At 63.2% G+C, this 26,759-nt stretch carries 21 protein-coding genes; 12 read left to right on the forward strand and 9 right to left on the reverse strand.

Annotated elements, in window-relative coordinates; all coding sequences use genetic code 11:
- Positions 1-7 precede the first annotated feature (7 nt).
- Positions 8-2,332, reverse strand: a complete 2,325-nt coding sequence (locus tag A4R29_RS12880; RefSeq protein WP_063172057.1) for an NADP-dependent malic enzyme — start codon at positions 2,330-2,332, stop codon at positions 8-10.
- A gap of 177 nt (positions 2,333-2,509) precedes the next feature.
- The gene (locus tag A4R29_RS12885; RefSeq protein ID WP_027161489.1) at positions 2,510-3,289 is read right to left on the reverse strand and encodes an SDR family oxidoreductase; all 780 of its coding nucleotides are present in this window, start codon (positions 3,287-3,289) and stop codon (positions 2,510-2,512) included.
- Between the two features lie 118 nt (positions 3,290-3,407).
- On the opposite strand from A4R29_RS12885, the gene A4R29_RS12890 reads away from it, so the two are divergent.
- Together A4R29_RS12890 and A4R29_RS12895 are read left to right on the forward strand one after the other, a co-directional pair.
- The gene (locus A4R29_RS12890) at positions 3,408-4,223 is read left to right on the forward strand and encodes a UDP-2,3-diacylglucosamine diphosphatase (RefSeq protein WP_027161490.1); all 816 of its coding nucleotides are present in this window, start codon (positions 3,408-3,410) and stop codon (positions 4,221-4,223) included.
- Positions 4,224-4,347: 124 nt separating this feature from the next.
- Complete coding sequence (locus A4R29_RS12895) at positions 4,348-5,562, forward strand: MFS transporter (RefSeq protein WP_063172058.1); 1,215 nt, start codon at positions 4,348-4,350, stop codon at positions 5,560-5,562.
- On the opposite strand, the gene dgcA is transcribed toward A4R29_RS12895, so the two are convergent.
- Positions 5,533-6,516 (reverse strand): N-acetyl-D-Glu racemase DgcA, encoded by a 984-nt coding sequence (dgcA, locus tag A4R29_RS12900; RefSeq protein ID WP_063172059.1) that lies wholly within the window; start codon positions 6,514-6,516, stop codon positions 5,533-5,535. The two genes, A4R29_RS12895 and dgcA, sit on opposite strands and share 30 nt — an antisense overlap.
- A gap of 76 nt (positions 6,517-6,592) precedes the next feature.
- On the opposite strand from dgcA, the gene A4R29_RS12905 reads away from it, so the two are divergent.
- The 4 genes from A4R29_RS12905 to A4R29_RS12920 all read left to right on the forward strand — a co-directional run bounded on the left by A4R29_RS12905 (position 6,593) and on the right by A4R29_RS12920 (position 10,679).
- Positions 6,593-7,780, forward strand: coding sequence for an MlaE family ABC transporter permease (locus A4R29_RS12905; protein WP_063172060.1), 1,188 nt, complete (start codon positions 6,593-6,595; stop codon positions 7,778-7,780).
- Position 7,781: 1 nt separating this feature from the next.
- Entirely contained in the window at positions 7,782-8,603 is an 822-nt protein-coding gene (locus tag A4R29_RS12910) for an ABC transporter ATP-binding protein (protein ID WP_013531884.1), read from the forward strand.
- 14 nt (positions 8,604-8,617) lie between these two features.
- Positions 8,618-9,991, forward strand: coding sequence for an MlaD family protein (locus A4R29_RS12915; RefSeq protein ID WP_063172061.1), 1,374 nt, complete (start codon positions 8,618-8,620; stop codon positions 9,989-9,991).
- A 79-nt stretch (positions 9,992-10,070) separates the two neighbouring features.
- A complete protein-coding gene (locus A4R29_RS12920) occupies positions 10,071-10,679 on the forward strand; it encodes an ABC-type transport auxiliary lipoprotein family protein (RefSeq protein ID WP_407067818.1) in 609 nt (202 codons plus the stop codon).
- 37 nt (positions 10,680-10,716) lie between these two features.
- Here the strand turns inward: A4R29_RS12920 and A4R29_RS12925 are convergent, their stop codons facing one another.
- On the reverse strand, positions 10,717-11,331 hold the full coding sequence (locus tag A4R29_RS12925) for a 3'-5' exonuclease (RefSeq protein WP_063173669.1): 615 nt from the start codon (positions 11,329-11,331) through the stop codon (positions 10,717-10,719).
- A 186-nt stretch (positions 11,332-11,517) separates the two neighbouring features.
- Positions 11,518-17,823, reverse strand: a complete 6,306-nt coding sequence (locus tag A4R29_RS12930) for a kinesin (protein ID WP_063172062.1) — start codon at positions 17,821-17,823, stop codon at positions 11,518-11,520.
- Positions 17,824-18,095: 272 nt separating this feature from the next.
- On the opposite strand from A4R29_RS12930, the gene A4R29_RS12935 reads away from it, so the two are divergent.
- The 3 genes from A4R29_RS12935 to A4R29_RS12945 all read left to right on the forward strand — a co-directional run bounded on the left by A4R29_RS12935 (position 18,096) and on the right by A4R29_RS12945 (position 20,120).
- A complete protein-coding gene (locus A4R29_RS12935) occupies positions 18,096-18,464 on the forward strand; it encodes an Hpt domain-containing protein (protein WP_023813039.1) in 369 nt (122 codons plus the stop codon).
- 111 nt (positions 18,465-18,575) lie between these two features.
- Positions 18,576-18,896 carry a 2Fe-2S iron-sulfur cluster-binding protein gene (locus A4R29_RS12940; protein WP_013531878.1) on the forward strand — a complete coding sequence of 107 codons (321 nt, stop codon included), beginning with the start codon at positions 18,576-18,578 and terminating at the stop codon, positions 18,894-18,896.
- A 195-nt stretch (positions 18,897-19,091) separates the two neighbouring features.
- Positions 19,092-20,120 (forward strand): NAD(P)/FAD-dependent oxidoreductase, encoded by a 1,029-nt coding sequence (locus A4R29_RS12945; protein ID WP_013531877.1) that lies wholly within the window; start codon positions 19,092-19,094, stop codon positions 20,118-20,120.
- Positions 20,121-20,123: 3 nt separating this feature from the next.
- On the opposite strand, the gene A4R29_RS12950 is transcribed toward A4R29_RS12945, so the two are convergent.
- Together A4R29_RS12950 and A4R29_RS12955 are read right to left on the reverse strand one after the other, a co-directional pair.
- Positions 20,124-21,605 (reverse strand): MDR family MFS transporter, encoded by a 1,482-nt coding sequence (locus tag A4R29_RS12950; RefSeq protein ID WP_063172063.1) that lies wholly within the window; start codon positions 21,603-21,605, stop codon positions 20,124-20,126.
- A 203-nt stretch (positions 21,606-21,808) separates the two neighbouring features.
- Positions 21,809-22,468 carry a DUF922 domain-containing Zn-dependent protease gene (locus tag A4R29_RS12955; RefSeq protein WP_013531875.1) on the reverse strand — a complete coding sequence of 220 codons (660 nt, stop codon included), beginning with the start codon at positions 22,466-22,468 and terminating at the stop codon, positions 21,809-21,811.
- A 103-nt stretch (positions 22,469-22,571) separates the two neighbouring features.
- On the opposite strand from A4R29_RS12955, the gene folP reads away from it, so the two are divergent.
- The 3 genes from folP to folK are packed head-to-tail and all read left to right on the forward strand — an operon-like array spanning position 22,572 to position 24,282.
- Positions 22,572-23,423, forward strand: coding sequence for a dihydropteroate synthase (gene folP, locus A4R29_RS12960; protein WP_063172064.1), 852 nt, complete (start codon positions 22,572-22,574; stop codon positions 23,421-23,423).
- Positions 23,424-23,426: 3 nt separating this feature from the next.
- Entirely contained in the window at positions 23,427-23,786 is a 360-nt protein-coding gene (folB, locus tag A4R29_RS12965) for a dihydroneopterin aldolase (RefSeq protein WP_013531873.1), read from the forward strand.
- Positions 23,770-24,282: a 2-amino-4-hydroxy-6-hydroxymethyldihydropteridine diphosphokinase gene (gene folK / locus A4R29_RS12970; protein ID WP_013531872.1), complete on the forward strand. Its 513-nt coding sequence runs from the start codon at positions 23,770-23,772 to the stop codon at positions 24,280-24,282. Before folB ends, folK begins: the two co-directional genes overlap by 17 nt.
- 50 nt (positions 24,283-24,332) lie before the next feature.
- Here folK and A4R29_RS12975 read toward each other — a convergent pair whose 3' ends face one another.
- Together A4R29_RS12975 and A4R29_RS12980 are read right to left on the reverse strand one after the other, a co-directional pair.
- Positions 24,333-24,878 (reverse strand): DUF924 family protein, encoded by a 546-nt coding sequence (locus A4R29_RS12975; RefSeq protein WP_024503540.1) that lies wholly within the window; start codon positions 24,876-24,878, stop codon positions 24,333-24,335.
- Positions 24,879-24,892: 14 nt separating this feature from the next.
- Entirely contained in the window at positions 24,893-26,728 is a 1,836-nt protein-coding gene (locus A4R29_RS12980; RefSeq protein WP_013531870.1) for a monovalent cation:proton antiporter-2 (CPA2) family protein, read from the reverse strand.
- Positions 26,729-26,759 lie beyond the last annotated feature (31 nt).

The following is a 26,759-nucleotide window of genomic DNA, read 5'->3' on the forward strand; positions in this document are numbered from 1 at the left end:
TCCGTGTTCAGCCCAGATTGACGACTGCTTGTGCCTTGTGGGCGGCTTCGACCACGGCAAGCGCCGTCATGTTGACGACGCCGCGCGAGGTGACAGACGGCGTCAATATATGCGCCGGCATGTCGGTGCCGAGCAGGATCGGCCCGACATGCAGCGCATCCGTCATGGTTCTGAGCGCCGTCAGCGTGATGTTGGCCGAATCGAGGTTGGGGAACACCAGCAAATTGGCTTCGCCCTTCAGCCTCGAATGGGGATAGACGCGCTGGCGCAGGTGCTCCGACAGAGCAGTGTCCGCATGCATCTCGCCATCGCATTCAAGGTCAGGCGCGATGCGCGCCAGGATCGCCGCTGCTTGCCGCATCTTCAGGGCGCTGGGCGAATCGCGCGAGCCGAAATCGGAATGCGACAAGAGTGCTGCCTTCGGCTCGATGCCGAAGCGCTGGATTTCTTCCGCCGCCAGCACCGTCATCTCGGCGATTTCTTCCGCCGTCGGGTCGACGGAGACGTGGGTGTCGGTCAGAAAGATGATGCCGCGCTGCGAGATCAGCATTGAAAGCGTCGACAGGTCGTGGTCCTTGATGCCGGCGCGGGGGCCGATGATCAAGGTGACGTTGCGCAGATGCCGCTCGAACCGACCTTCGAGGCCGCAGACCATGGCGTCGGCATCGCCGCGTTTCAGCGCAAGTGCTGCGATCACCGTGTTGTCGGTGCGCACCATGGTGCGCGCGGCCTCCGTCGTCACGCCACGCCGGCCGGCGTGTTCGATCAAAAGGTCGACATAGTGGCGGTAGCGCGGATCGTCTTCCGGGTTGATGAGGCCGAAATCGACGCCGGGCTTGATGCGCAGGCCGTAGCGCTTCAGGCGCACTTCGATGACGTGCGGGCGGCCGATCAGGATCGGCTCGGCGATGCCTTCCTCGAGCACCACCTGGGCAGCGCGCAGCACGCGCTCATCCTCGCCGTCGGCATAGATGACGCGCTTGGCGCTCGATGCCTTGGCGGACGAGAACACCGGCTTCATCACCAGGCCGGAGCGGAAGACGAAGCGGTTCAGCTTGTCGATATAGGCGGCAAAGTCGGTGATCGGCCGCGTCGCGACGCCGGTGTCGCAGGCTGCCTTGGCGACCGCGGGCGCTATGCGCAGGATCAGGCGCGGATCGAAGGGCGAAGGGATCAGGAATTCAGGGCCGAAGATCGGCGTCTCGCCGGAATAGGCGCGGGCCGCGACGTCCGAAGGTTCCTCGCGTGCGAGCGCTGCGATTGCCCGCACCGCCGCCATCTTCATCTCCTCATTGATGGCGCTGGCGCCGCAGTCGAGCGCACCGCGAAAAATGTAAGGAAAACACAGTACGTTGTTGACCTGATTGGGAAAATCGGACCGGCCGGTGCAGATCATCGCATCCGGACGCGCTGCACGCGCTATTTCCGGCATGATCTCCGGATTGGGGTTGGCCAGCGCCAGGATCAGCGGCTTCGGCGCCATGTGCTGGAGCAGTTCCGGCTTCAGTACGCCTGCCGCCGACAGGCCGAGGAAGACGTCGGCGCCCGAAATGACGTCGGCCAGCGTGCGCGCCTCGGTGTCCTTCACATAGGGGTCTTTCCAGCGATCCATCTCATCGGTGCGGCCCTTGTAGGCGACGCCGAAACGGTCGGTGACCCAGATGTTTTCGACCTTGGCGCCGAGCGAGACCAGCAGGTTGAGGCAGGCAAGGGCGGCAGCCCCGGCGCCGGAGGTGACGATCTTGATGTCCGATATGGTCTTGCCGGCGAACTCCAGCCCGTTGAGCACGGCGGCAGCGACGATGATGGCGGTGCCGTGCTGGTCGTCGTGGAACACCGGTATGCCCATGCGGGCCTTCAGCTGTTCCTCGACCTCGAAGCATTCCGGCGCCTTGATGTCCTCGAGATTGATGCCGCCGAAGGTCGGCTCGAGCGCCGAGATCGTCTCGACCATGCGCTCGATAGCGGGCGCGTCGATCTCTATGTCGAAGACATCGATGCCGGCGAACTTCTTGAACAGGACGGCCTTGCCTTCCATGACCGGTTTGGAGGCCAGCGGGCCGATATTGCCGAGGCCGAGCACGGCCGATCCGTTTGTGACGACACCGACCAGATTGGCGCGTGCGGTGTAGTCGGCGGCGGTCGCCGGATCGTCGCGGATTTCCAGGCAGGGGGCGGCGACGCCGGGGGAATAGGCGAGCGCGAGGTCGCGCTGATTGCCGAGCGGCTTGGTCGCCTGTATCTCGAGCTTTCCCGGCCTTGGGTGCTTGTGGAAGTAGAGGGCGGCTTCGTCGAGGTCCGAACGTGCCGTCTTTTTGCTCTCGCCTTCCATGCGGCCACTCCCTCGAAATCTGCCTGGAGATTCCCTTTTAGCATGCAGCCGTGGCTTTTCGCGACGCTAATTGACGCGCCGGCGGCAATACCCGGCGGCGCGTAGAAGATCTCGAATAATCAAATACTTATGACGATTTTCTGACGGACGGCTCCGACCGTTTCACGGATAAGTTGATCAAAAGGCGCTGACGTAAAGACCACCATCGACCGGTATGTTCTGCCCGGTCAGATAGCCGGCATGGACCGAGCACAGGAAGGCGCAGATCTGGCCGAACTCCTCCGGCGTGCCGAGCCGCTTGGCCGGAACATCGGCGCTGATGCGGGTCTTGCGCGCGGCTGCGGCCTCAGGGCTTTCGACTGTGCCGGCCTCATGCGGGCCGCGCAGCCGGTCGGTGTCGAGCTTGCCCGGCAGAAGGCTGTTGATGGTGACGTTGCGGTCGACAACCGTTCTGGCCACGCCGGCAAGGAACGAGGTCAGGCCGGCACGCGCGCCGGACGACAGGTCGAGGCCGGGAATGGGCACATAGACCGACAGCGAGGTGATGTTGACGATGCGACCGAAGCCGCGCGCCGCCATGCCGTCCAGCACGGCCTGCACGAGCTCGATCGGAGTCACCATGTTCTGGGTAACGCCTTCGAGGATCTTTTCGCGATCGAGCGTGCGGAAGTCGCGAAGCGGCGGTCCGCCATTGTTGTTGACCAGGATGTCCGGCTCGGGGCAAGCCACGAGCAGCGCCTTCTGCACCTCCGGCTTCGAGACGTCGCCGACGACTTCCGTCACCGTGACGCCATAGCGCTCGCGCAACTCAGCGGCGGTTTTCGCCACCAGCTCCGCATTGCGTCCGTTGACGACAATGTCGCAGCCGGCTTCCGCCAGCGCCATGGCGCAACCGCGCCCAAGTCCCTTGCTCGAAGCGCAGACGATGGCCTTCTTTCCGCGGATACCGAGATCCATGACGATTTCTCCTGTGATTTGGCCGGCAAGCTAGTCCTTCGACTGGACCAATCGCAACCGTCATACGGTTGTTGCATGAATCGGGGCATAGGCTCGCGAAAGCAACGGTGAAATCGCGATGTCCGGCCAAGAGCCCCGCACTTTCCGCAGCATGTTCATTTCCGACGTCCATCTGGGCTCGAAGGCGGCCAAGGCCGAGTTCCTGATCGATTTCCTTCGATATCACGATGCCGATATCATCTATCTGGTGGGTGACATCGTTGATGGCTGGCGGCTGCGGCGGAGCTGGCATTGGCCGCAAAGCCACAACGACGTCGTGCAGAAACTGCTGCGCAAGGCGCGCAAGGGCGCCACCATCACCTACATCGCCGGCAACCATGACGAGTTCGCCCGCCAGTTCCAGGGCGTGCATTTCGGTGGCATCGTCGTTGCCGATCGCGCCATCCACGAGACAGCCGACGGCAAGCGGCTGCTCGTCATCCATGGCGACCAGTTCGACACCGTGGTCCACAATGCGCGCTGGCTCGCCTATCTCGGTGACCACGCCTATGACGCGGCCATGCTGGTCAACCGCGTGGTGACGCGGCTGCGCCAACTGCTCGGCCTGCCTTATTGGTCGTTTTCGTCCTGGGCCAAGCACAACGTCAAGAAGGCGGTGAACTTCATCGGCTCGTTCCAGACCATGCTTGCGGATGAGGCGCGCCGCTCACATGTCGATGGCGTCATCTGCGGCCACATCCATCATGCCGTCATCGAAAATTTTGGCGATGTCCAGTACATCAACACCGGCGACTGGGTGGAAAGTTGTACGGCTGTGGTCGAGCATTTTGACGGCCGCATGGAAATCCTGACCTGGGCGCAGGTGCTGCCCGAGGCGCCGGACGAGCCCTTTATCCCGCTGCTCATCGAGGACCGGGTAGGGCAGGCGGCCTAGTCCGAAGTCCTTTCGGGCTTCGGAATCAATCAATTAGTCCAACCGGTTTCGTCCGGTTTTCGTCCATGTTAAGGGATCGATACGCGTTGCCCTCCGGCCGAATACAGCGCGATTGGATCGATTCATGTCCCTGCCGCAGCTCTCGCCCGAACAACTCGTCAAGCCGCGCCATTTCGAACTGCGCATGAGCCTGATGTTCGCGACGCTTTTCGTGCCGCTCGGAACGCATTTGCCGTATTTTCCGCTGTGGCTGCAGGCCAAGGGTTTTCATGCCGAGCAGATCGCGGTCATTCTGGCGGCGCCGATGTTCCTGCGCGTGGTGACGACGCCGCTGCTGACCGCGCTGGCCGACCGTGCCAGGGACCGCGCCGATGTCTATGTCGCGCTGATGGCTGCGTCGATGCTTTTGTCGGCAGGTTATTTCCTGACACCCACCTATGCGATGGTGCTGGCGGTCTCGCTGGCGCTGACCATCGTCTGGACGCCGCATTCGCCGATCGCCGATTCGCTGGCTCTTTCTGGTGTCCGCCGCTTCGGTTCGAACTACACAAGCATGCGCAAATGGGGCTCGATTTCCTATTTGTTCGCCAATATCGCCGGCGGCTTCATTCTGTCGGTAACCGGTTCACAAGCCGTTCCGGTTATCATTCTGGTGGCGTTTGCCGCCGCCCTTGCCGCTGGCCTGCTGGCGCCGCGCCTTGGCCGTCCGCGGCGCGCCTCGCCGCTGTCGGCCACCGACATCCAGCATTCAGCGCCGAAGCTTCTCAACCCGTATTTCCTGTATTTTTCCACGGGCGTCGGCGTCATCACCGCCAGCCACGCATTCCTCTACGGTTTCGTCTCCATCTACTGGAAGTCGATCGGCCTCGGCGATTCGGTAGTCGGTCTCTTATGGGCTTGGGGCGTGGTGTCGGAAGTCTGCATGTTCATGATGTTCACCCGCTTTTTCGACCGGTTCTCCGTCGTGTCGGTCATGGTGATGGCCGGAATCGGCTCCATCGTGCGCTGGATCGCCTTTCCGCTGGTCTGGCCGCTCGGCCTCGGCATTCCCGGCTTCTTCGCTGTCCAGTCGCTGCACTCGGTCTCGGTGGCGCTGGGGCTGATCGGGCTGCAGAAGATGATCGGCGAAACGATCTCCGAGGAGCGGACAGGTGCCGCGCAAGGCGTCGCCTATTTCTCCAACGGCTTCTTCATGGCGGTGGTGACGCTGGCGTCCGGCCCGCTCTACGACCGTCTCGGTGTCGACGGCTTCTTTGCCATGATCCCGATTGCGTTGATCGGACTGGCGCTGATCGGCCTTGCTGCGCGCTCAGCCCCAGAGCGCCGTATCGGGCGGTGACACCAGCGATCCCCGGTAGACAAGGCCCGGTACCCGGTCGCGGGCAAGCAGCAGCGGACCGTCGAGGTCGACGAAATCGGCGTGCTGGGCAAGCAGCACCGCTGGCGCCATCGCCAATGAGGTGCCGACCATGCAGCCGACCATCACGCCGAAACCGAGTTCGCGGGCGCGATCGCGCAGCACCAGTGCCGCCGTCAGCCCGCCCGACTTGTCGAGCTTGATGTTGACGGCATCGTAAAGACCGACAAGCGCTTCGAGATTCTTAGCCTCGTGCACGCTTTCATCGGCGCAGATCGGCACCAGATGGGCGATATGGCGCAGGATCTCGTCATGACCGGCCGGCAGCGGCTGTTCGATCAGCGCGATGCCTTGTTCGGCGGCAAAGGCGAGGTTCGCAACGATGTTGTCGTCGCTCCAGCCCTCATTGGCGTCGAGGATGATGCGGCTGTCTGGCGCTGCCTGCCTGACCGCCCGGATGCGGGCAATGTCGTTGTCGCCGCCGATCTTGACCTTGAGCAGCGGCCGCGCCGCATTGGCGCGGGCCTGCGCCGCCATCGCCTCCGGCTCGCCCAGCGACAGCGTGTAGGCGGTTTCGAGCGCCTGCAAGGGAACAGCGCCTATCGCAACCGCCACCGATGTTCCGCTGAGCTTCGCCTCCAGATCCCATAGGGCGCAGTCTATGGCGTTGCGGGCGGCTCCGGCCGGCATGGCATCGAGCAAGGCGCTGCGGCTGATGCCATCGGCGATCCGGCCGCGCATGGCGTCGATCGCCTCGCGCACGCCCTCAATCGTCTCGCCATAGCGCTTGTAGGGGACGCATTCGCCGCGGCCGAAGTGGCCGCCGTCGCTGATCGTGCAGGAGATCACTTCGGCTTCGGTCTTGGAACCGCGCGAAATGGTGAAGGTTCCGGCGATGGGAAAACGCTCGGCCTCGACCGAAATGACACGCGCCATATTTTTCTGCTCCTGCTATGCGACAAGCGTTGTCGGCAAATCGACAGGTCAGACCCGTCAGGCTAAACAGGACGCCATGTTGACCATCGGCAAGCGCGACGCAAGCGGCACGACCGCAGGGGAGGCTGACCACGAACCGCGCGTGGCGACCGGCGAGGAGGACGGCGTTCTTGGCTGCGCTTTCTCCGGAGTCTGGACGACAAGGACCGTTGCACTCGTCGACGCCGACATGCGCAAGATCGAAAAGCGAAGCGGCTTCAAAACCTTGGCGCTCGATGTTTCCAAAATCGAGAAGATGGACACTGCCGGCGCCTGGCTGATCGACCGGCTGGTCAGCGCCTTCGAGAAGAAGGGTGTCGAAATCCAGATGCAAGGCCAGAGCGAGATCGCTTCGATCCTGCTCGAAGCTGTCGGCGAGGCCGTGCGGCGCGAACCCGAATCCGGCCCGGTGCGACCGCCCAACATCGTCATTCGCGCGCTGGAGGCGGTTGGCCGCCGGGTCTACGAGATGCGCGACGATTTTCTCGCGTCGATGAACATCCTCGGCGCCACCATCCGTGGCGCGCAGATGAAGCTCGGCCGTGGCCATGCCGTCAACCCGGCGGCGATTTTCAACCAGATCGACCGTATGGGCGTCGGCGCCATTCCGGTGGTGGTGCTGATGTCGGCGATCGTCGGCGCCATCGTCGCCCAGCAGGGCGCCTATCAGCTCAGCTATTTCGGCGCCGATATCTTCGTCGTCGACCTCGTCGGCGTGCTGATCCTGCGCGAACTCGGCGTGCTGATGACGGCGATCATGATCGCCGGCCGCTCCGGCAGCGCGATCACCGCCGAGATCGGCTCGATGAAGATGCGCGAGGAGGTCGACGCGCTGAAGGTCATCGGACTTAACCCGATCGGCGTCCTGGTCTTTCCGCGCCTTGTGGCGCTGGTCATCGCCTTGCCGTGCCTGACCATCATCGCCAATTTCGCCGCACTCGGCGGCGGCATCCTGGCTGCCTGGCTCTATTCCGACATTCCACCCGCCGCCTTCATCGACCGGCTGCGTGTCGCCATCGATCTCAGCACCATCTTTGCGGGCCTGATCAAGGCGCCGTTCATGGCCATGATCATCGGCACGATTGCCTCGGTCGAAGGCATGAAGGTCGGCGGCAGCGCCGAATCGCTCGGCCAGCATGTTACCGCTTCGGTGGTGAAGTCGATCTTCGTCGTCATCATCCTCGACGGGCTTTTTGCCATGTTCTACGCAGCGATCGAGTTCTGAGATGAAGCTGCGAAACAGGAAAAGGGCGGGTGCATTGGCGGATGACGCGGGCGAGGGCGATATCGTGCTTTCCGCGCACGACATCAGCGTTTCCTTTGCCGACAAGCTTATCCTCGACAGACTGTCGCTCGACATAAGGCGCGGCGAAATCCTTGGATTTGTCGGCGCCTCGGGCGCAGGCAAATCCGTTCTGCTGCGCACCATTCTCGGCCTGACGCGCAAGCAGTCGGGCACCATCAAGCTGTTCGGCGTCGATATCGAGAAGGCTGATGATGCCGAGCGTCTGCGCATCGACATGCGGCTTGGCGTGTTGTTCCAGCACGGCGCCCTGTTCTCGGCGCTGACGGTGCTGGAAAACGTCCAGGTGCCGATGCGCGAATATCTCGACCTGCCGCGAAAGCTGATGGACGAACTGGCGATGCTCAAGATCGAGCTGGTCGGGCTGCCGCCCGACGCGGCGCAAAAATTCCCATCCGAACTGTCCGGCGGCATGATCAAGCGCGCCGCACTGGCGCGGGCGCTGGCGCTCGATCCCGACATCGTCTTCCTCGACGAGCCGACATCGGGTCTCGATCCGATCAGCGCGGCGGAGTTCGACGAGCTGGTGGTCAAGCTGCGCGACACGATGGATCTGACCGTCTACATGGTGACGCATGACCTCGACACGCTGTTCACCGCTTGCGACCGGGTGGCCGTGCTCGGCAAGAAGAAAGTGCTGGTCGAAGGCACCATCGACGACATGCTGAAGAGCGAGGAACCGTGGGTAAAATCCTATTTCCGCGGAAAACGCGCCCGGCAACTTGATCTTGCGGCGCGCGCATAGCCATAAGTGGGACAATGGAAACCAGAGCCAACTACGTCATTGTCGGCATCTTCACGCTGGCCGCGATCCTGGCGGCGTTTGCCTTCGTCTACTGGACGGCGGCGATCGGCGACAAGGGCGAGACGACGTTGCTGCGCGTGCGCATTCCGGGCTCGGCCTCCGGGCTCGGCCGCGGAAGTTTCGTGCTGTTCAACGGCGTCAAGGTCGGCGACGTCAAGCGCGTCTATATCGATGTCGACAATCCGACGGTTGCCATCGCCGATACCGAGATCGACCGCATGACGCCGATCACCAAATCGACGCAAGCCGATATCGGGCTTGCCGGCCTGACCGGGCAGGCCAACATCGAGCTCAAGGGCGCCGATCCCAAGGAGGTAAAGCTCCTCGACCAAGCGGAAAAGGAAGGCAAGGTCGCCGAGATCGTCGCCAACCCGTCGGCGGTGACCAACCTCTTGCAGACGGCGCAGAATATTTTTACCCGCGCCGACAAGGTGCTGACCGAGCTCGAAGGCTTCACCAAGGACGTTCGCGGGCCGCTGACGCAGACCGTCCAGAACGTCCAGACCTTCTCCGATGCGCTGGCCAAGAATTCGGACGGCATCGACAAGTTCCTGTCCGCCGCCAGCACGCTGGCCGATGAGCTGAAAGGCGTTTCCGGCAAACTCGACGGCACGCTGAAGGCGGCCGAAGGCCTTCTCAACGCGGTCGACAAGGACAAGATCAAGAGCATCGTCGCCAATGTCGACGCAGTAACCGGTAACCTCAAGCAGACGTCGAAGCAGCTCGACGGCGTGATCAAGAACGTCGATACAGCCGTGGGGTCGGTCAACGACTTCGCCAAACGGACGCAAGGCACGCTGGCCAAGGTCGACAACGTGCTCGACGGTATCGATCCCGCACAAGTGCGCTCGGCGCTCGCCAACATCCAAAAGGCCAGCGAGAGCGCCGACAAGGCCGCCGCCGACATCGCGGAGGTGACCCACAAGTTCGCCAACCGGGCCGACGACATCGACCAGACGATCAAGGACGCAAAGCAGCTCGCGCAACGGCTCAACGATGCCTCGGTGCGGGTCGATGGCATTCTAGCCAAGGTCGATACCTTGCTCGGGTCGGGGCAGGCCGACGGCGTGATGGCGGATGCCAGGGCGACGCTGAAGTCGTTCAAGCAGGTTGCCGACACGCTGAATTCGCGCCTTGGCGTCATCACCGACAATCTGGCGCGATTCTCGGGCCAGGGGCTTTCGAACGTCGAAGCGCTGGTGCAGGACAGCCGCCGTTCGATCAGCCGCATCGAGGAGGCGGTAACCGATCTCAGCCGCAATCCGCAGCGCATCCTGTCGGGTGGCGACGGCGAGGTTCGGCAATTCGATGGCAGGGCGCGGCGTTGACTTCGGCGTCGGCGCGCCCCAGAAACATGAGCCGCGAAAGCGGGTCGATCTTACGATCCGGGGACAACGGGGATCGCGCGTGAAGTCTGTGTGGGTGAAAACGGGCGGGTTGACATCGGCTGCGGCACTGCTTGCTTTGACGCTGGCCGGCTGTGCGGCGTTGGGCGGCAAGCCCGCGCCGCTCGATACGTTCGAGCTGTCGGCGCCGTCGGTCGACGCGCATGGCCACAGCCGCCGCCAGATCCTGATCGCGCAGCCGTCGGCGCTCAAGGCGCTGGACAGCCAGAACATCGTCATCAAACCGTCGGATCGTTCGATCCAGTATCTCAAGGGCGCGCAATGGGCCGACCGGCTGCCGCTGATCGTGCAGGCGCGGCTGGCCGAGACCTTCCAGCGCTCGGGCAGCTTTGCCGGCGTCGGCAAGCCGGGCGAGGGCCTGGCGATCGACTATCAGGTGATCGTCGAGATCCGCTCATTCGAGGTTCGGGTCGACGGCGGCGAACATGCCGAGGTCGATCTGTTCGTGCGGATCCTGAACGATCGCAACGGCGAGGTCCGTGCTTCCAAGAGCTTCACCGCAGCCGCACCCGTCTCGGGCAGCGGCAATCCTGCTTATGTCAGCGCACTCGACAAGGCGTTCGGCGACGCCGCCGGGCAGATCGTGCGCTGGACGGATTCGGTGATCTGAGCGCGACGCGCGCCGGAATCCCATCAGGCTTCTCTACCTACAAGTGGTCGAAGATCTCCGGCCGGAGCTTTCCGGTCTTCATCAGGTGCTGCAGGGTGTAGGTCACGGACAGCGCGTCATCGAGCGCATCGTGCCCCTGCAATGGCGGGTGCTTGACGCCGTAGTAATCCGCAAGCTTGTTGCTCGGCGTTCTCGCCAGATCCTCGATCGGCATTCCGGCTGCGATCAGCAGCTTGACGGTGTTGTCAAACCGGGTGGCCGGGATCGAAGGCTGAATGCCCGCGACATAGCAGCTGATGGCGATCATGCTCAATTCGTCCTTGCCCCAGGACCAGAATCGCGCCCCTTCGGAAAAATGATCGATGTCGGCGAGAGCATCCCCTAGTGCCACCCCTTTTGTCTCCAAATCTTCCTCGGTGATGCCGGTCAGTTTGGTGAAGAATGGGTCCAGGGCGTATCTCTGACCAAACCGGTCGACCGGTCTGATATAGGCCTTGTGTGTTCCGAGCAGGGGGAAGTCGCCTTCAAGTCCAAGCCTGACGGCGCCGATCTGTGCGATCACCGGGTCGGGATCGTGGGCCGCGCACCAGAATCTGCGTTGCGAGCCCTCCAGGCAAAGAAACTCGCAGTCGAAAATGATTGCCGTCTTCACGATCACACCCTGCGAGCGTTAGGGCAGCGGTACTGTGGATGAATTATGGCGCCGTCGGGAGATCGACTTAGGGCGGATTCCGAAGGCATCGATAGTCTTGCAAGACCTGTTGCGGGCAGGTTCAACGCGTGCCGGACGTTAGAGCAGGCACAGGCGGGACCATGGCCCGCCTGTTCAATTCCTGTCTTAGTGCAGGCGGCCGCTCGCATGCGCCAGCATGGTGTAGACCTTGCCGGTGTCCGACGTCAGGTAGGTCTGCGCCATGATGTTGTCGCGGTCGTTGCGCGAGACATCCTTGAGCAGCTTCTCGAAATCGTCGCAGTAGCGGTCGACGGCGGCGCGGAACTCGGCCTCGGCCTGATACTTGCGACGGATCTCGTCGAACGTCTGCTGACCCTTCAGCGTGTAGAGCCGCCTTGTGAACACGTCACGCTCGCCGCGCCGGTAACGGTTCCACAGCTCGATCGAAGCATCGTGGTCGATGGCCCGCGCGATATCGACGGAGAGCGAGTTCAGCGATTCGACGACATGCAGGGGCGAGCGCTGGGCAGGCGTAGCGCGGGGCGCTTCCGCAGCCGCTGGGGGAGCTGCCGACCTGAGGTCCTCCTCGTTCGATGCCGCGGTCAGCAGATCGCGCACCCAGCCGCCCTGCGGCGTGCGGGCGCTGGCATCGCCGCGCGGACGCGGTGCCGCCTCGGTCGGACGGTCAAGGTCGAGCGTGCCGCGCAATGCAGGGCCGCCCAAGGGCGCCTGAGGCGTGCGCAGGTCCGGCTGCGGTGCCGGTGCTCGGCGCGGCGGCTCGGCAGCGCGTGCGGCCGGCGCTTGCGGCGCCGGACGCAGGTTGCGTGGTTCGGACCCGTCACCGCCGCGGCCGGACTTGGCCACGATGTCCGAAAGCTCCTTCAGGGCGTTGATCTGCTCGGAAACGGCGCGGCGGATGGCCGAAGTCGATTCCTTGGCCTCTTCCGGCATTTCGATGACGCCCTTCTTGAGCTCGGCGCGGGTCAGGTCGAGTTCGCTCTTGATCGAACCCGCTGTGCGCCGCATCTCCTCGGTCGCATCGGCAAACCGCTTGGTTGCCGAGTCGACGACGTCGGTGATGGCGTTGCGGATCTTGTCGGCCGACTCCATCGTCTTGCCTTCGGCGTTCTGCAGCGTCTGGCCAACGAGATTTTCGAACGAGCGCATGACCCTTTCGAGATCTTCCGACTTCTTGACCAGGCCGACGGCGAGGTCTTCGAGCGACGACTGCCGTTCGAGCGTGTGCTCGAGGTTGCTCTGGGCCGAGCTCAACAGGTCCGAAGCACTGGAGAGCAGGCGGCTGTGCTCGTCGAACTTGGTGGCAATCGACGCGACCTCGCGCAAGGTGGACGACGACAGTTCCGTCAGCCTAGTCGTGTTCGAATCAACCAGACGTGCCGAGCTGGCAAAGGTCTGCGCGGCCTTCTCGGTGGTGGCGGCGAAGCTTTGCGTGCTGCCGCTCAGGCGTTCATCGACCTGGCCGAGATTGACCGCGGCCTGCTCGATCAGCTGACCGAGCTGCGAACTGGACTTGGTCATCCGGCCGATGAGGTCGGCGACGCTGTCGGACAGCGACGAGCGGGCACCCTCGACCGCCGACAAGGTTTCGGCGGTGCGGTTGGCGAGCGCGTCGACAAGTGCGGCATTCTCGCTGCGCAGCTTCTCGGTGGCGCGTTCTGTGACCTCTTCCATGCTCTTTTGCAGGTCCGAGCCGCCCTGGGCGAAGCGCTCGACCAAAGGCCGTGCGGTTTCGTCGAGGATCTTCGACATTTCGGCCGAACGCGCCGCGAGCATGGTGTTGAGTTCGCGGGTGTTGGCGCCGATCGTCTTGGCGGCATCGTTGGTGCTCTGGCCGATATGCTGGCCAACCGCGGTGAAGGTCTCGGCGATCACATTGGCGCGCGAGACGAGTTGCGCCTCGGCGTTCGACACCTGCTCGTTGAGCTTCTGGCCCATCGTCTCGGCCGTAAAGGCGAGGCGGTTCTCGACGCCCGAGATCTGCTCTTCGACACGGGCTGCCGCGGCCGCCGCGCTCGAGGCGAGACGCTCGTCGGCGCCGGCAAGCGCCTGCTCGATTTCGCGGGCATGCACGGCCATTTCCTGGCCGGTCCGCCTTGCGCGTTCGGCAACCCGTTGCTCGGTATCGGCAAAGGCGCCGACGATCGTCTCGGCATGCTCGCCGATCGTGGTGGTGCTGCTGGCGATGCGCGACACCAGACGCTGATCCGCGTCGTCGAAGATACGGCCGATTTCCGAGGCGCGGCTCGACAGCGCTTCCGAACCCTCGGCGATGCGCGAGACGAGCTGCTGGTCGGCGGCATCGAAGATGCGGCCAAGGTCCGATGCGCGTGCGGCAAGCGCTTCGGCCGATTCGCCGATCCGCATGCCGAGCCGCTGGTCGGCGCCTTCGAAGTTGCGCAGGATGTCGCCGGCGCGCGCGGCCAGCGACTGGGCCGTTTCGATGGCGCGGGCGACCAGCTTCTGGTCGGCGGCATCGAACGTGCCTGCAATTTCGCTTGCACGAGCTGCCAGATGGTCGGCGGTGTCCTGAGCCCGGGCGGTCAGCTGATCTGCGGTTTCCTGGGCGCGGGCGGCAAGCTTCTGGTCTGCCGCCTCGAAGGTGCCGGCGATCTGATTTGCGCGAGCGGCCAGCTGATCGGCGGTTTCATGGGCACGGGCCAGCAGCGAGCTGGACGTGTCGTCCGCGCGGGCAAGCAAGGCGTTCGACGTATCTTCTGCACGGGCGTGCAGGCGACGGTCGGCCTCCTCGAAGGTGCGGGCGATGTCTTCGGCCCGCGCCAGCAGGGCGGCGGAGGTCTGCTCGGCGCGCTCGGCGATCTTCCGGTCGGCGTCGCTGAACGCGGCACCGGCCTGCTCGTGCAGGGTGCTGGTGACTTCCAGCACCTTTTCGCGCAGGGCGCCGGCGACAAACACGGCGCTCTTCTCGAGCACGGCGCGGACGTTGTCGACGCCTGTCGAGAGCGCACGTTCCATGGTGCCGGCGCGCTCCTCGATGATGCCGGTCTGGCGACTGAACGCCTGCTCGATCTTCTCGACATCGGCAGCGATCGCGTCGGAAATGCCGGTGCTTCTGGCAGCGATCTGGTCGATATGGCCCGACAGCGAGCGGTCAACGTCCTTGCGGGTCTCGGCGAGCTTGCCGAGATCGTCTTCCAGCGCGCGGGTCAGCATATTGCGGCCTTCGGACAGCTTGCCGACATGTCCGGCGATGACGTCGTCGATGTCGCTGCGGCTTTCGGTCAGCTTCTGCAGGTCGGCTTCGAGGGCGCGTTTGAGAATGTCGCGGCCCTCGGCCAGCTTCTCGACCTGGCCGGCAACCAGACCGTCGATGCTGGAGCGGCTTTCGGCCAGCTTGGCGAGATCGGCTTCCAGCGCGCGCTTGAGAACATCGCGACCTTCGGCGAGTTTCTCGACCTGGCCGGCGACCAGACCGTCGATGCTTGAGCGGCTCTCGGCCAGTTTGGCAAGATCGTCCTCGAGCGCCTTGGACAGGGTCGAGCGCTCCTGGACAAGCCTTTCCGCGTGGCTGTTGACGAGGCCACCGACGTTTTCGAGGTCGGCTTCAAGCGCTTTCGACAGCGTCGAACGATCCTGGACGAGCCTTTCGGAATGGCTGTTGACCAAGCCATTGACGCTTTCGAGGTCAGCCTCGAGTGCCCGGGCGAACTGTGCCCGGTCATCGACCAGTTTCTGCGACTGGTCGGCAATGGTCCCCTTGATCGCATTGAGGTCGGATTCCAGAGCGCGCCGCAGAATATCTCGGCCCTCGGACAACTTCTCGACCTGACCCGCAACCAGCCCGTCGATGCTGGAACGGCTGTCGGCCAGCTTGGCGAGGTCGTCCTCAAGGGCCCTGGACAGGGCGGAGCGGTCTTGGACAAGCTTGTTCATGTGATCGGCGATGACGCTGTTCACATTCTGCAGGTCGGCTTCCAGGACCCGGGAAAGCTGACCGCGATCCTCGGCCAGCTTTTCCGACTGGCTTGAGATAACGCCCTTGATCGTGTTCAGGTCGGATTCCAGCGCGCGCTTGAGAATGTCGCGGCCTTCCGCCAGCTTCTCGACCTGACCGGCGACCAGACCGTCGATGCTCGAACGGCTTTCGGCCAGCTTGGCAAGGTCGGCTTCAAGGGTCTGCGACAGCAGGCTGCGGTCCTCGGCCAACCGTCCCGAATGGCTTTCGATCAGGCCGCGTATGCCGGACAGATCATTGTCGAGCGAATGGGAAAGCTGCGTGCGGTCTTCCGCCAGTTTGGCGGAATGGGTTTCGATGAGGCTCTTGATGCCGACGATGTCGTTTTCCAACGCCTTGGCGAGCACGGCGCGGCCTTCGGCGATTTTTTCCACCTGACCGGCGACCAGACCGTCGATGTCGGCGCGGCTGTCGGACAGTTTTCCGAGATCGGCTTCCAAAGCGCGCGACAGAATGTTGCGGCCCTCGGCGAGTTTTCCGACATGTCCGGCGACCATTTCATCAATGATCGTACGAGCTTGCACCAGCTTCCCGGAGTCTTCATTCAAGGCAATAGAGAGCCTGTTGCGACCTTCTTCCAGCCTTTCGAGATGGCTGCCGAGCGATGCATCGATGGCCGCCCGCGATTCATTGACCTTGCGCAGATCCTCTTCGAGAGCGCGCGAGATCAGGCTGCGGCCTTCGGCCAGCTTCTGCACCTGGTTGGTTACTGCCGCATCGATGCCGGCGCGGCCCTCGGCGAACTTCGCCAGGTCGGCCTCCATGGCCGCGGCCATGCGCTCGCGGCTTTCGGACAGTTTCCTGCTGTGGTTCTCGACAGCTTCCTCGATGCCGACGCGGGCGTCGGCGAGCCGCTGGATGTCACTGTCGAACGAACGCGACACGACGTGACGGGCGGCTTCCATGCGTCCGGCGAAGTCGCTGGCGCGGGCTTCGAGCATAGAGGAGGTCGAAGTGACGATGTCGGCCATGTCGGCGCCGATCTGGGTCTTGCCCTGATCGATCATCGCCGACAGCGTGTCCTTGCTCTCGGCGAAGGTGTGCGCGATTTCGCGGGCGCGCTCGACCAGCGTTTCATTGATCTGGCGGGCGCGGGCCTCGAGTGCCGCATTGAGCTTCTGCGTTCCGGTGTCGAGCGCCTCGGCGCGGGTCTGGAACTCGCTGATCAACGCCTGGCCGCGTTCGGCGAGCGTGCGCTCGATGCCGTTGAGGCTGGCCTCGAATTCGGAATTGAGGGTGCGCGCGGCGCCGCCAAGCAGCGACACCATGCCGGTGGTGCGATCGTCGAGCAGATCGGTCAACGACCGCGTCAGTCCGTCCGTGGTGTCCGTCAGCTTGGCAATGCGGGTGTCGAGAAGGCTGGCGAAGGCCTCGCCCGAGGTCGACAGACGGTCGGTGATCGAATCGAGCCGGCCTTCGACGGAATCGAAGATCGACATCGAGCTTTCGTTGATGCGGTCGATCAGCGTGTCGCCGGAATTGGTGATCGTCATCGACAATTTGGTCGATGCATTGAGGATCGAGTCGCGAATGATGTCGGAAGCCGCGCCGATCTCGTCCTTCAGCGTCTCATGCGCGCCGGTAATCGAGGCGCGGACGCGCTCGGCATGGGTGACGACGGCTTCGCGCTCGCTGCCGAGCCCGTCGACCAGCGAGCGGATGCGGGATTCATTCTCGGAATAGGAGCGTTCGATCTGGTTGACTTCGCTGTGGACAAGCGTTTCCAGTTCGACGGCGCGGGCAAGCGTGCGTTCGATGCCTTCGCCCATCGCCGCGACCTCGCGACGAACGGCCTGGCCGATCATCATGACGCGATCCTGGGCAAGGTTTTCCGGCTCGGTCAGGCGGAAGGCCACTTCGGTCATCGACTGTGCGGCGATGCGCATTTCCTGGGCGCGGCGAATCATGGCGGCGAAGGCCCAGAACAGGATGACGGGCACGATGGCCGCGACGGCGAGGCCGATCAGTTCCGGACGGGCGAGGAACTGGTCGAGCGTGCGGATTCTCCAGATGCTCGGTCCGAAAAGCAGATTGGCCAAACCACCGGCACCGGCGAACCAGGCGAGCGAAACGAAGGCGACGACCCAGTAAATGGTGTTCGAGGCACGCCTGTTGAGGCTGTGCAGGAGTGTCTTGTAATCCTTCTGGCGATCGTCATTGGCCGGCGCGAAACCTGCGGGCTGGGCGCCATTGCGCGGTTCCACGGGGCGCAATTCGGCAGGTTTGGCCTTGGGCGCGGGTTTCGCGGCCTGGTTTTGGTTGACCACCGGCTCCGGGTTCTGTTCCGGCTTATGATTGCGTCCCTCGCGCGCCAGCTCGTCGGCCGCCTGGGATATCTGCGCTTCAAGATCCTCCATCGAAGCCGCGATATCGAGGTCGCCGCTGCCGATCTCATTGCTGAGGTCGAGATCGAGCGCCTTTTCCAGTTCCCTGGCCACTTCGCTGTCGAGAGTTCTCGTCGTCGGTTTCTTTGCCATGCCTTCGCTACCCTGTACTAGCTGCCGCGGGCTTATAATTCTGTTTGTCTTGCCCCGCGCAGGAGGCTGAAAATGGACCCCTCGTATCGTAATGACACAGGGGGGTAAAGAAAACATGCATTCCGCGGGATACGTAAAACTTTAAATATAAGGTTAACGGAGCTGTGATTTGGACGCCGCTTTGGCAACATTTTTCCGGGCCATTCATTAACCCGTTGTCCATTGGATTCGCCTAGGTTTTTGGGCGAGTCGAAGAAACGGAGTTCGAGTTCATGCGTGGCGAAAGCGGCATCGCCTTCTCAATGCCCGGGGGAGATGTATCCGGACCAAGACGGTCACGGCCGGTCGATTTGGCACACCTTGCCCGCCAGACGATGGGTGACCGCAGCCTTGAGCAAGAGGTTCTGGCGCTATTTGTACAGCAGGCGCTGTCCGTGCGCGACAGAATAGTCGACGCCGATATCAAGGACCGGCTTCTGCTCGCCCATGGATTAAAGGGTTCGGCACGGGGCGTGGGCGCCTTTGCCATCGCCGATTGCGCCACCGAGATCGAGCACCGGCCGGAAGACGGCCAGACGCTCAAGCGGCTTGGTACGCTGATCGACGAAGTGCGCGATTTCATCGCCGCCATCAACCGCTGAATCCGCGCCGAATCCGATTTGCGGAAAAACGTCATCGGGCGGCGCTTTCATGCGGCAGTTGACTTGTCAGCCGGAGTGATTATCTCGGCTGCAACTCCCTTCAGGTGACAAATGACCAAGCTGACTTTCATTGCCCATGACGGCACGCATTTCGACATGGACGCCGAGAACGGCTCTACGGTCATGGAGAACGCGATCCGCAACGCCGTGCCCGGGATCGAAGCCGAATGCGGCGGTGCCTGCGCCTGTGCCACCTGTCACGTCTATGTCGACGAAGCCTGGACGGCTGAAGTCGGCGAGCCGGAAGCGATGGAAGAGGACATGCTGGACTTCGCCTACGACGTCCAGCCCAACTCGCGCCTGTCATGCCAGATCAAGGTCCGCGATGCGCTTGACGGCTTGGTCGTGCGGGTGCCTGCCCGCCAGGGATAAGCGCAACCTTTTTGCCAACTGATTTTTCCCGCTGTGGCTTGGCAGCGGGGCGATGGTCATGCAGTGTCCTGCTGTTTCACCACAGCGCCGCGTGTCCTCTTGGACGCGCAAAGGACGCTGTAGCACTTTTATTTGCGCGTGATCCTTTCCGAAAATCGATCCGATTTTCGGGGTCATGCGCAGCGAGGCACAGGCATGACCGACATCACCAGGACAGACGTGCTTATTGTCGGGGCAGGGCCGGTTGGCCTGTTTGCCGTGTTCGAGCTCGGCCTGTTCGACATGAAGTGCCACCTGATCGACATTCTCGATCGGCCGGGCGGCCAATGCGCGGAGCTCTATCCGGAAAAGCCGATCTACGACATTCCAGGCTGGCCTTCGATCTCGGCGCAGGGGCTGGTCGACAAATTGCTCGAGCAGATCGCGCCGTTCAAGCCCGATTTCAGCTACAACCGAATGGTTTCCAGCCTGGAAAAACTGGAGGACGGCAGTTTTCGCGTCACCACCGACGAAAACGAGGTGTTCGAGGCCAAGGTGGTGGTGATTGCCGCCGGCGGCGGCTCCTTCCAGCCCAAGCGTCCGCCGATCCCCGGCATCGAGCCCTATGAAGGCAAGAGCGTCTTCTATTCGGTGCGCCGGATGGAGGATTTTCGCGGCCACGACCTCGTCATTGTCGGCGGCGGCGACTCGGCGCTCGACTGGACGCTGAACCTGCAGCCGGTGGCAAAGAGCGTGACGCTGGTGCACCGGCGGCCTGAGTTCCGCGCCGCTCCCGACAGCGTCAACAAGATGTATGCCATGCAGGAGATGAAGCAGCTCGAATTCCAGGTCGGCCAGGTGACCGGATTGACCGGTGCCGACGGCCAGTTGTCATCGGCCACCATCAAGGGACCGGATGGCGACGTCGAGGTGCCTTGCACGCGCATGCTGCCGTTCTTCGGCCTGACCATGAAGCTCGGACCGATCGCGGAGTGGGGTCTCAACCTTCACGAGAACCTCATTCCGGTCGATACCGAAAAATTCCAGACATCGGTGCCCGGCATCTTCGCGGTCGGCGACATCAACTGGTATCCGGGCAAGCTGAAGCTGATCCTGTCGGGTTTCCACGAAGTGGCGCTGATGGCGCAGGCCGCCAAGCGCATCATCAGCCCCGGCGAGCGCATCGTTTTCCAGTACACGACCTCATCGACCAGCCTGCAGAAGAAGCTCGGCGTCTCCGGCTGAACTTTACTCGGCCAGCATCGGCGCCGCATTGTCGGCGTAGCCGCGAAGCTCCTTTTCGGGCATCAGCGTCAGCGTGATCAGCCCGAGCAGCAATGTAGCGGCGGCGACGGCAAAGATCATCACGAACGGCTCGATCGTCGCGCTATGGCCAGCGATCCGCACGCCTTCACCGGCAAGCGGCAAGCCGTAGCCCAGAGCGACCGCGCCGAGCATGGCGACTCCAAGCGCACTGCCAAGCGAACGCAGGAATGTCAGCACGCCCGTCGCGACGCCGAGATGCACGCGATCGACGGCGTTCTGGACCGACACGGTGGTGACCGGAAACGTCGTTCCGGTTCCAAACCCGATGCAAATCGTCAAGACCTCGACCTCCAGCAGCGTTGCATATCCTGCGACGACGGCCAGCAGGCAGAGGCACAGCATGCTGAAGACGACGCCCACCATCGCAATGCGCTTGTAGTGGGTGAAATGCGGGATCATACGCCCGCTGAATGCCGCGCCGCCGACGGTCCCCAGCAGAAGCCCAAGCATCGCGATGCCCGACTCCGCTGCCGACAAGCCGAGCACCGCCTGAAGATAGACGGGCAGGTACACAGCCATGCCGACGCTTGCGGCCTGAAGCAGGAACATCGAAAGCGTGCCCGCCAGAACGATTGGATTGCCAAGCACTTCGAGTGAGATGAGCGGCTCGGCGGCGCGCATGAGCCGCAAGGCAAAAGCGCTCCAGAAAATCGCCGAACCGCAGAGAACGCCGATGACTTCAAGCGAAGTCCAGGGATAGGCGCTGCCGCCCCAGTTCAAGGCGAGCAGCAGCAGCGCCGTGGCAATTATCAGAAGCAGCGCGCCCAGGCCGTCGATGCGATGGCGCTTTGCGGCAACAGGCAGTTTCTTGAGCGGCTTGTTGATGATCGCCATCGCAAGAAAACCAAGCGGAATGTTGATCCAGAAGATCAGTGACCAGTGCAGGTGCTCTGCGAAAGTGCCGCCGAGCAACGGACCGGCAATGCTGGCGACAGCCCATGTGCCGGAGAACCAGGCGGCATAGCGTGCCCGCTCGCGCGGCGGCACGAGATCGCCGACGACGGTCTGCGTCAAAGCGAACAAGCCGCCGCCACCGGCGCCCTGGATCGCCCGCCCGACAACCAGCACAAACATGTTGGGAGCCATCGCACTGACCACCGATCCCGCCAAAAAGATCAGGATCGCGGCATAGACGGTCGGCCGGCGGCCGTAGACATCGGAAATCTTGCCGTAGAGCGGAGCCACGGCTGTAGCGGTCAGGAGATAACCGGTGACGATCCATGGCAGATAGTGTGCGTTTCCGAGCGCATGCCCGATGGTCGGCATGGCCGGCGCGACAATGGTCTGATCGAGTGCCGCCAACAGCATCGACAACAGCACGCCGCCGATGATGGCGTTCTTTTCGCGCTCTGTTATCGGCGTGCCGGTTTCCGCCATCGTTTTCTCATCGACAGCCTGGTCCATGATCGTTCATCCATAAGCTTGCGATTTGACCGGCGCTGTTCAGCCGCTCCGGCTTCATGACCGTTTGGATCGCATTGGTGTTTTAAGCTCGTCTGGCGAGCCTGATATATGTCGTCCCATATAGGCCGGTTTCGACGGCGGCTCGAAAGTTTTTCGAATCTGGCACTACGCTTCGGCGAATTTGGCTTTCAGTTCGGGTGCGTTCAGGCCGGCGGCAGTCGGCCGTTGCCGATGCGCTCCATGCGGTAGCGCAGCAGCCGCAAGATGCGGCTTTCGAAATTGACGCTTTCGACGCGGTCGAACTGAAGCTGGGCGCGGTCGTGCCTGGCCAGAACAGCCGCGGTGATCGCGGCCGCCTTGGCCTTGGCGGCGTCGCAGTTCTTTTGCGGGTAGGTGGCTTTCAAGGCCTCTTCGAGTTCGCCGCCATGGTTCTTGGCGATTTCGACATGGCGCTCCTCATGGCGCTTGATGTCGGCCGACAGCGTATCCCAGAACAGCCTGACATCGGCATCGGCCTTGCGCGGCCGGCGCCACTCGGGAAGGATCACCTTCACCTTGACGGTCACCACCGCGTCGGCAATCCGGCAGGAACTCGGTGTCTGCGCATAGCTGATACGGGTGGTGAAGGCCATTTGCGTGGCGCCCGGGTGCCGCGTGCCGGTGCTTTTCACCTCCGGCCCGCGTTTGGAGAGTTGTGCCTCGATGTCGTCGAGGGTGCTGCCGCCAATGGCGAAATAGCTGTACGTCTTGACGAGATTGGCCGCCGCCGCCGGGTGCGGCGTTATGGCGAGCAGCAGCGCGCAAGCCAAGGATTGTTTCACGCCCAAGGACTGTTTTTTCATGCCAAGCATGGATCGTTTCATCATGTTGCCTCTTCGACCACCTTGCTTTACGGCCGTTGCCGGCGCAATGAAATTGATCCGCCAGGGATCACACATGATTGATGAACTCCATGGTCGATGAGCAATGACGGCCAGGCGATGGCAGTTGGCGCATGGACGCCATCTCGACCTTGGCGGCAAGGCCGTGGTCGTCGGCATCCTCAATGTCACGCCCGACAGCTTTTCCGACGGCGGCCAGTTCGACGCCCCTGAAAAGGCGCTGGCCCAGGCGCGCCGGATGATCGGGGAAGGGGCACTGGTTGTCGATGTCGGGGGAGAATCGACGCGCCCAGGTGCTGCCGCGGTATCGGCCAGCCAGGAACAGGCCCGCATCCTGCCGGTGATCGAAGCGCTGGCGGGCGTGAACGAGGTGCTGATTTCGGTCGATACCTATCGCGCCGACACGGCGCGGCTGGCGGTCGCCGCCGGCGCGCATATCGTCAACGATGTCTGGGGTTTGCAGCGCGAGCCCGATATTGCTCGTGTCGCCGCCGATACCGGCGCCGGGGTTGTCATCATGCATACCGGGCGGGATCGCCAGAAGCTGCCGGACGCGATTGCCGATCAGTTGGCATTCCTGCGAAGGTCGCTGGAAATCGCCCGCCAGAACGGCATCGCCGATGATCACATCGTGCTCGATCCCGGTTTCGGATTCGCCAAGGAGACGGCGGAGGAAAATCTCGACCTGATGGCACGCTTTTCGGAATTGCATGCACTCGGCCTGCCGCTGATGGCCGGCACGTCGCGAAAACGCTTCATCGGCACGGTCACCGGCCGTGATGCCGCCGACAGAGGGGTCGGAACAGCGGCGACCAGCGTCATTTTGAGGCTCCAGGGCGCCGATCTGTTTCGCGTCCACGATGTCGCATTCAACGTGGACGCATTGGCGCTCGCCGATGCTATGCTGGCGCGTCAAACCGACCGGGCGAGAAACTGATCGATGTATGTCATCCGCATGAAGAACTGCGCTTTCTTTGCCCGGCACGGCGTGCTGGACGAGGAGGAACGGCTCGGCCAGCGCTTCTATGTCGATGCCGTTCTGACCGTTGATCCAGGCCGGGCGCTTGCCGAAGATTCGATCGAGGATACAGTCCACTACGGCGTTGCATTCAGCGTCATTGAAAAGATCATCACCGGGCAGCGCCGTTTTCTGATCGAGTCGCTGGCGCTCGAAGTGGCCCGTGCGCTGACGGCGCGTTTTCCGCAGATAAAGAAAGCCGAGATCACGGTGCGCAAGCCGAACGCACCAGTGCCCGGCGTGCTCGATTATGTCGAGGTGACCGTTGTCTGGCCCGAATAGTACCGTTTATCTCAGCCTTGGCGGCAATCTTGGCGATCCGGCGAAATCCATGAGCGCGGCGCTGCGCATGCTGGATGCCGACGCGGATACGCGTGTCACCGGCGTCTCCTCGCTTTATCGCACACCGCCCTGGGGCAAGCTCGATCAGCCGGATTTTCTCAATGCGGCCGCCGAAATTTCCACCGTGCTTGCACCGCGTGCCTTGCTCGACCTCTGCCTCGATGCGGAGCGCAAGCTGAAGCGGGTGCGCGAGGAGCGGTGGGGGCCGCGGCTGATCGACATCGACATTCTGGTGTTCGGCGACCGCGTCATCCACGAGACCGGGCTGGAGGTGCCGCATCCGCGCATGCTGGAGCGCGCCTTCGTGCTGGCGCCGCTGGCCGAGATCGCGCCCGGCCTGGTTGTCAGCGGTCGCAGTATCACCGATCGCCTGGTCGCCGTCGATACCTCAGGCATCGAGCGATTGTCGTCCGGCCGGGATTGGTGGCTGGCCTAGGTGCGTTGATATTCAGGTGATACCGGCCTGCAAACGGCGCAGCGAGGCCTCTAACCCGAGAAGCCGCCACCATCCAGGAACGTCTGCTCCTGCGAGGTGGTTTCGCGGCCAAGCATCTTGTTTCGATGCGGAAAACGGCCGAATTGCTCAATGATATCACGATGTTCGACAGCATACTTCAGATAGGGCTCGGCTCTGGCCTCCGTCAGCTCGACCGAAATATCCTGGTCGGCCAGTAGCTCCGAATGCTCATAAGGCAGGTAGAGGAAAACGCGGAGTTCTTCCTCGAGTGCCAGGTCATGACCAGCCGCGATCGCCTTCTCTGCGAAATATCTGGCGAGCGGATCGGTCGCGTACATATGGCCGGTGCCGCGAAAGCAGTTCCGCGGAAACTGGTCGAGCAGGATCATCAGCGCCAGCGCGCCTTCGGCATGTTCCAGCCAGTCGTCGCATTCACGCCGCGCGGCGGCGTAGTGCAGGTCGAGAAAGCGGTCGCGGAACTCGGCATCGAATGCTTCGTTCTTCTCGAACCAGGCATCCTCGCCGGCATCGCGCCAGAATTTGGTGACCGACAGGGCTCTGCTGTCCAATTCCATACCTAATTCCTTGCTCAATCGGCGGGTTCGGACTTGTGCAGCACACCCGCGGTCTCTTCGTTGAGTGCCTGACCAGGCCGGCGCGGCGTCGAGAGCGGTGTCGGAATCGGCGTGCCGATATTGCCTCTCAGGAAGCGCTGTCCGGCGCGAATGCCTTCGGCGAGCTGGGTTTCGAAGCGGTCGGTGTCGCGGCGCCTGACATCTTCGATCGTTTCAGCCACGTCTTCGGGATCGACGCCCAGAGATTCCAGGGCCGAGCCGCCGAAAACAAGTGCGGATTCGAAGGTTTCGCGCAGTTGGTAGTCGACGCCGGCACGTATGAGCTGCAGCGCCGTTCCACGGTCGAATGCGCGGGCCAGCACGGTGAGCAGTGGGAATTCGGCCTTGATCAGCTGGGCGATGCGAACAGCCACATCGGCCTTGTCGACGCAGATCAGCACGGCGCGCGCCCGGCCGGCACCGGCGGCATGCAGGATGTCCAGCCGCGTGCCGTCGCCATAGTAGACCTTGAAGCCGAAATCGGCCGCCGCCTGGATCATTTCGACGTCATTGTCGATGATCGAGACGTCGATGCCGCGCAGCAGCAGCGGCTGGCTGGCGATCTGGCCGAAGCGGCCGAAGCCGATGATCAGCACGCTGCCGGTCAGGCCATCGGCGACGTCGACGCCGTCGAGCGACTGCTCGTCGCGCGGCGTCAGATAGCGCAAGGCGATGATGGCCAGCGGCGTCAGCACCATGGAGATGATGACGATCGCCGTCAGCGTCGCATTGGCGTTGCCGTCGATGATGCCGACCGCCGCGGCCGCCGAATAAAGGACAAAGGCGAACTCACCGCCTTGCGCCATGAAGACCGCGCGCTCAAGCGCCTCGCGGTGGCTGGTTTTCAGGATGCGGGCGACGATGTAGATGCCGAATGCCTTCATCACCATGTAGGCGACGACATAGATGGCAATCAGCCGCCAGTTCGCCGCGACCACATGCAGGTCGAGCGACATGCCCACCGCGAGAAAGAACAGACCGAGCAGGATGCCGCGAAACGGTTCGATATCGGCTTCGAGCTGATGGCGGAAGGTCGATTCGGACAAAAGCACACCGGCCAGGAAGGCGCCCATCGCCATCGACAGGCCGCTGAGCTGCATGGCGAGCGCGGATCCGAGAACGACCAGAAGTGCCGCCGCCGTCATCACCTCGCGGGCACGGGCATCCGCCAGGATGCGGAAGAACGGATTGAGCAGATAACGGCCGGCCACAACCAGGCCGACGATCGCGGCGAGGCCGATGCCGACCTCGGTCAGCCGCTCCGATAGGCTGGTGTCGGCACCGCCGGGCGCCAGAAACGCGATCAGGGCCAGCAGCGGCACGATGGCAAGATCCTCGAGCAGCAGGACCGATACGATGCGCTGACCTTTCGGCGCGGCGATTTCGCCGCGTTCCTCGAGAAGCTGCATGACGATCGCTGTCGAGGTCAGCACGAAGCCGGCGCCGGCGACGAAGGATTGCGCGATTGGAAACCCTCCAGCCATGCCGACCCCGGTCAGCAGGAGCGCGCAGACGCCGACCTGCAACGCACCGAGGCCAAAGATCTCGCGGCGCAGGCCCCAGAGCCGCGATGGCTGCATTTCCAGCCCGATGATGAACAGGAACATCACCACGCCGAGTTCGGCGACATGAAGAATGGCTTCCGATTCGGAAAAGACGCCGAGGCCGAACGGGCCGATCACCACGCCGGCAGCCAGATAGCCGAGGATCGAGCCGAGGCCCATGCGCTTGAAGATGGGAACGGCGACGACACCGGCAGCAAGCAGCGCCACCACCTGAACCAGATCACTGCCCGATGCTTCCGCCGCCATGCCTCTTGTCCCTGTGTCTTGCAGCACTCCT

The organism is Mesorhizobium ciceri biovar biserrulae (assembly GCF_001618845.1).
Classification (GTDB): domain Bacteria; phylum Pseudomonadota; class Alphaproteobacteria; order Rhizobiales; family Rhizobiaceae; genus Mesorhizobium; species Mesorhizobium ciceri.

Bases quoted from the DNA above. Each gene is read 5' to 3' on its own strand.
- A4R29_RS12880 (WP_063172057.1), bottom strand. From the start codon at position 2,332: ATGGAAGGCGAGAGCAAAAAGACGGCACGTTCGGACCTCGACGAAGCC.
- A4R29_RS12885 (WP_027161489.1), bottom strand. From the start codon at position 3,289: ATGGATCTCGGTATCCGCGGAAAGAAGGCCATCGTCTGCGCTTCGAGC.
- A4R29_RS12890 (WP_027161490.1), top strand. From the start codon at position 3,408: ATGTCCGGCCAAGAGCCCCGCACTTTCCGCAGCATGTTCATTTCCGAC.
- A4R29_RS12895 (WP_063172058.1), top strand. From the start codon at position 4,348: ATGTCCCTGCCGCAGCTCTCGCCCGAACAACTCGTCAAGCCGCGCCAT.
- dgcA (WP_063172059.1), bottom strand. From the start codon at position 6,516: ATGGCGCGTGTCATTTCGGTCGAGGCCGAGCGTTTTCCCATCGCCGGA.
- A4R29_RS12905 (WP_063172060.1), top strand. From the start codon at position 6,593: ATGTTGACCATCGGCAAGCGCGACGCAAGCGGCACGACCGCAGGGGAG.
- A4R29_RS12910 (WP_013531884.1), top strand. From the start codon at position 7,782: ATGAAGCTGCGAAACAGGAAAAGGGCGGGTGCATTGGCGGATGACGCG.
- A4R29_RS12915 (WP_063172061.1), top strand. From the start codon at position 8,618: ATGGAAACCAGAGCCAACTACGTCATTGTCGGCATCTTCACGCTGGCC.
- A4R29_RS12930 (WP_063172062.1), bottom strand. From the start codon at position 17,823: ATGGCAAAGAAACCGACGACGAGAACTCTCGACAGCGAAGTGGCCAGG.
- A4R29_RS12935 (WP_023813039.1), top strand. From the start codon at position 18,096: ATGCGTGGCGAAAGCGGCATCGCCTTCTCAATGCCCGGGGGAGATGTA.
- A4R29_RS12940 (WP_013531878.1), top strand. From the start codon at position 18,576: ATGACCAAGCTGACTTTCATTGCCCATGACGGCACGCATTTCGACATG.
- A4R29_RS12945 (WP_013531877.1), top strand. From the start codon at position 19,092: ATGACCGACATCACCAGGACAGACGTGCTTATTGTCGGGGCAGGGCCG.
- A4R29_RS12950 (WP_063172063.1), bottom strand. From the start codon at position 21,605: ATGGACCAGGCTGTCGATGAGAAAACGATGGCGGAAACCGGCACGCCG.
- A4R29_RS12955 (WP_013531875.1), bottom strand. From the start codon at position 22,468: ATGAAACGATCCATGCTTGGCATGAAAAAACAGTCCTTGGGCGTGAAA.
- folP (WP_063172064.1), top strand. From the start codon at position 22,572: ATGACGGCCAGGCGATGGCAGTTGGCGCATGGACGCCATCTCGACCTT.
- folB (WP_013531873.1), top strand. From the start codon at position 23,427: ATGTATGTCATCCGCATGAAGAACTGCGCTTTCTTTGCCCGGCACGGC.
- A4R29_RS12975 (WP_024503540.1), bottom strand. From the start codon at position 24,878: ATGGAATTGGACAGCAGAGCCCTGTCGGTCACCAAATTCTGGCGCGAT.
- A4R29_RS12980 (WP_013531870.1), bottom strand. From the start codon at position 26,728: ATGGCGGCGGAAGCATCGGGCAGTGATCTGGTTCAGGTGGTGGCGCTG.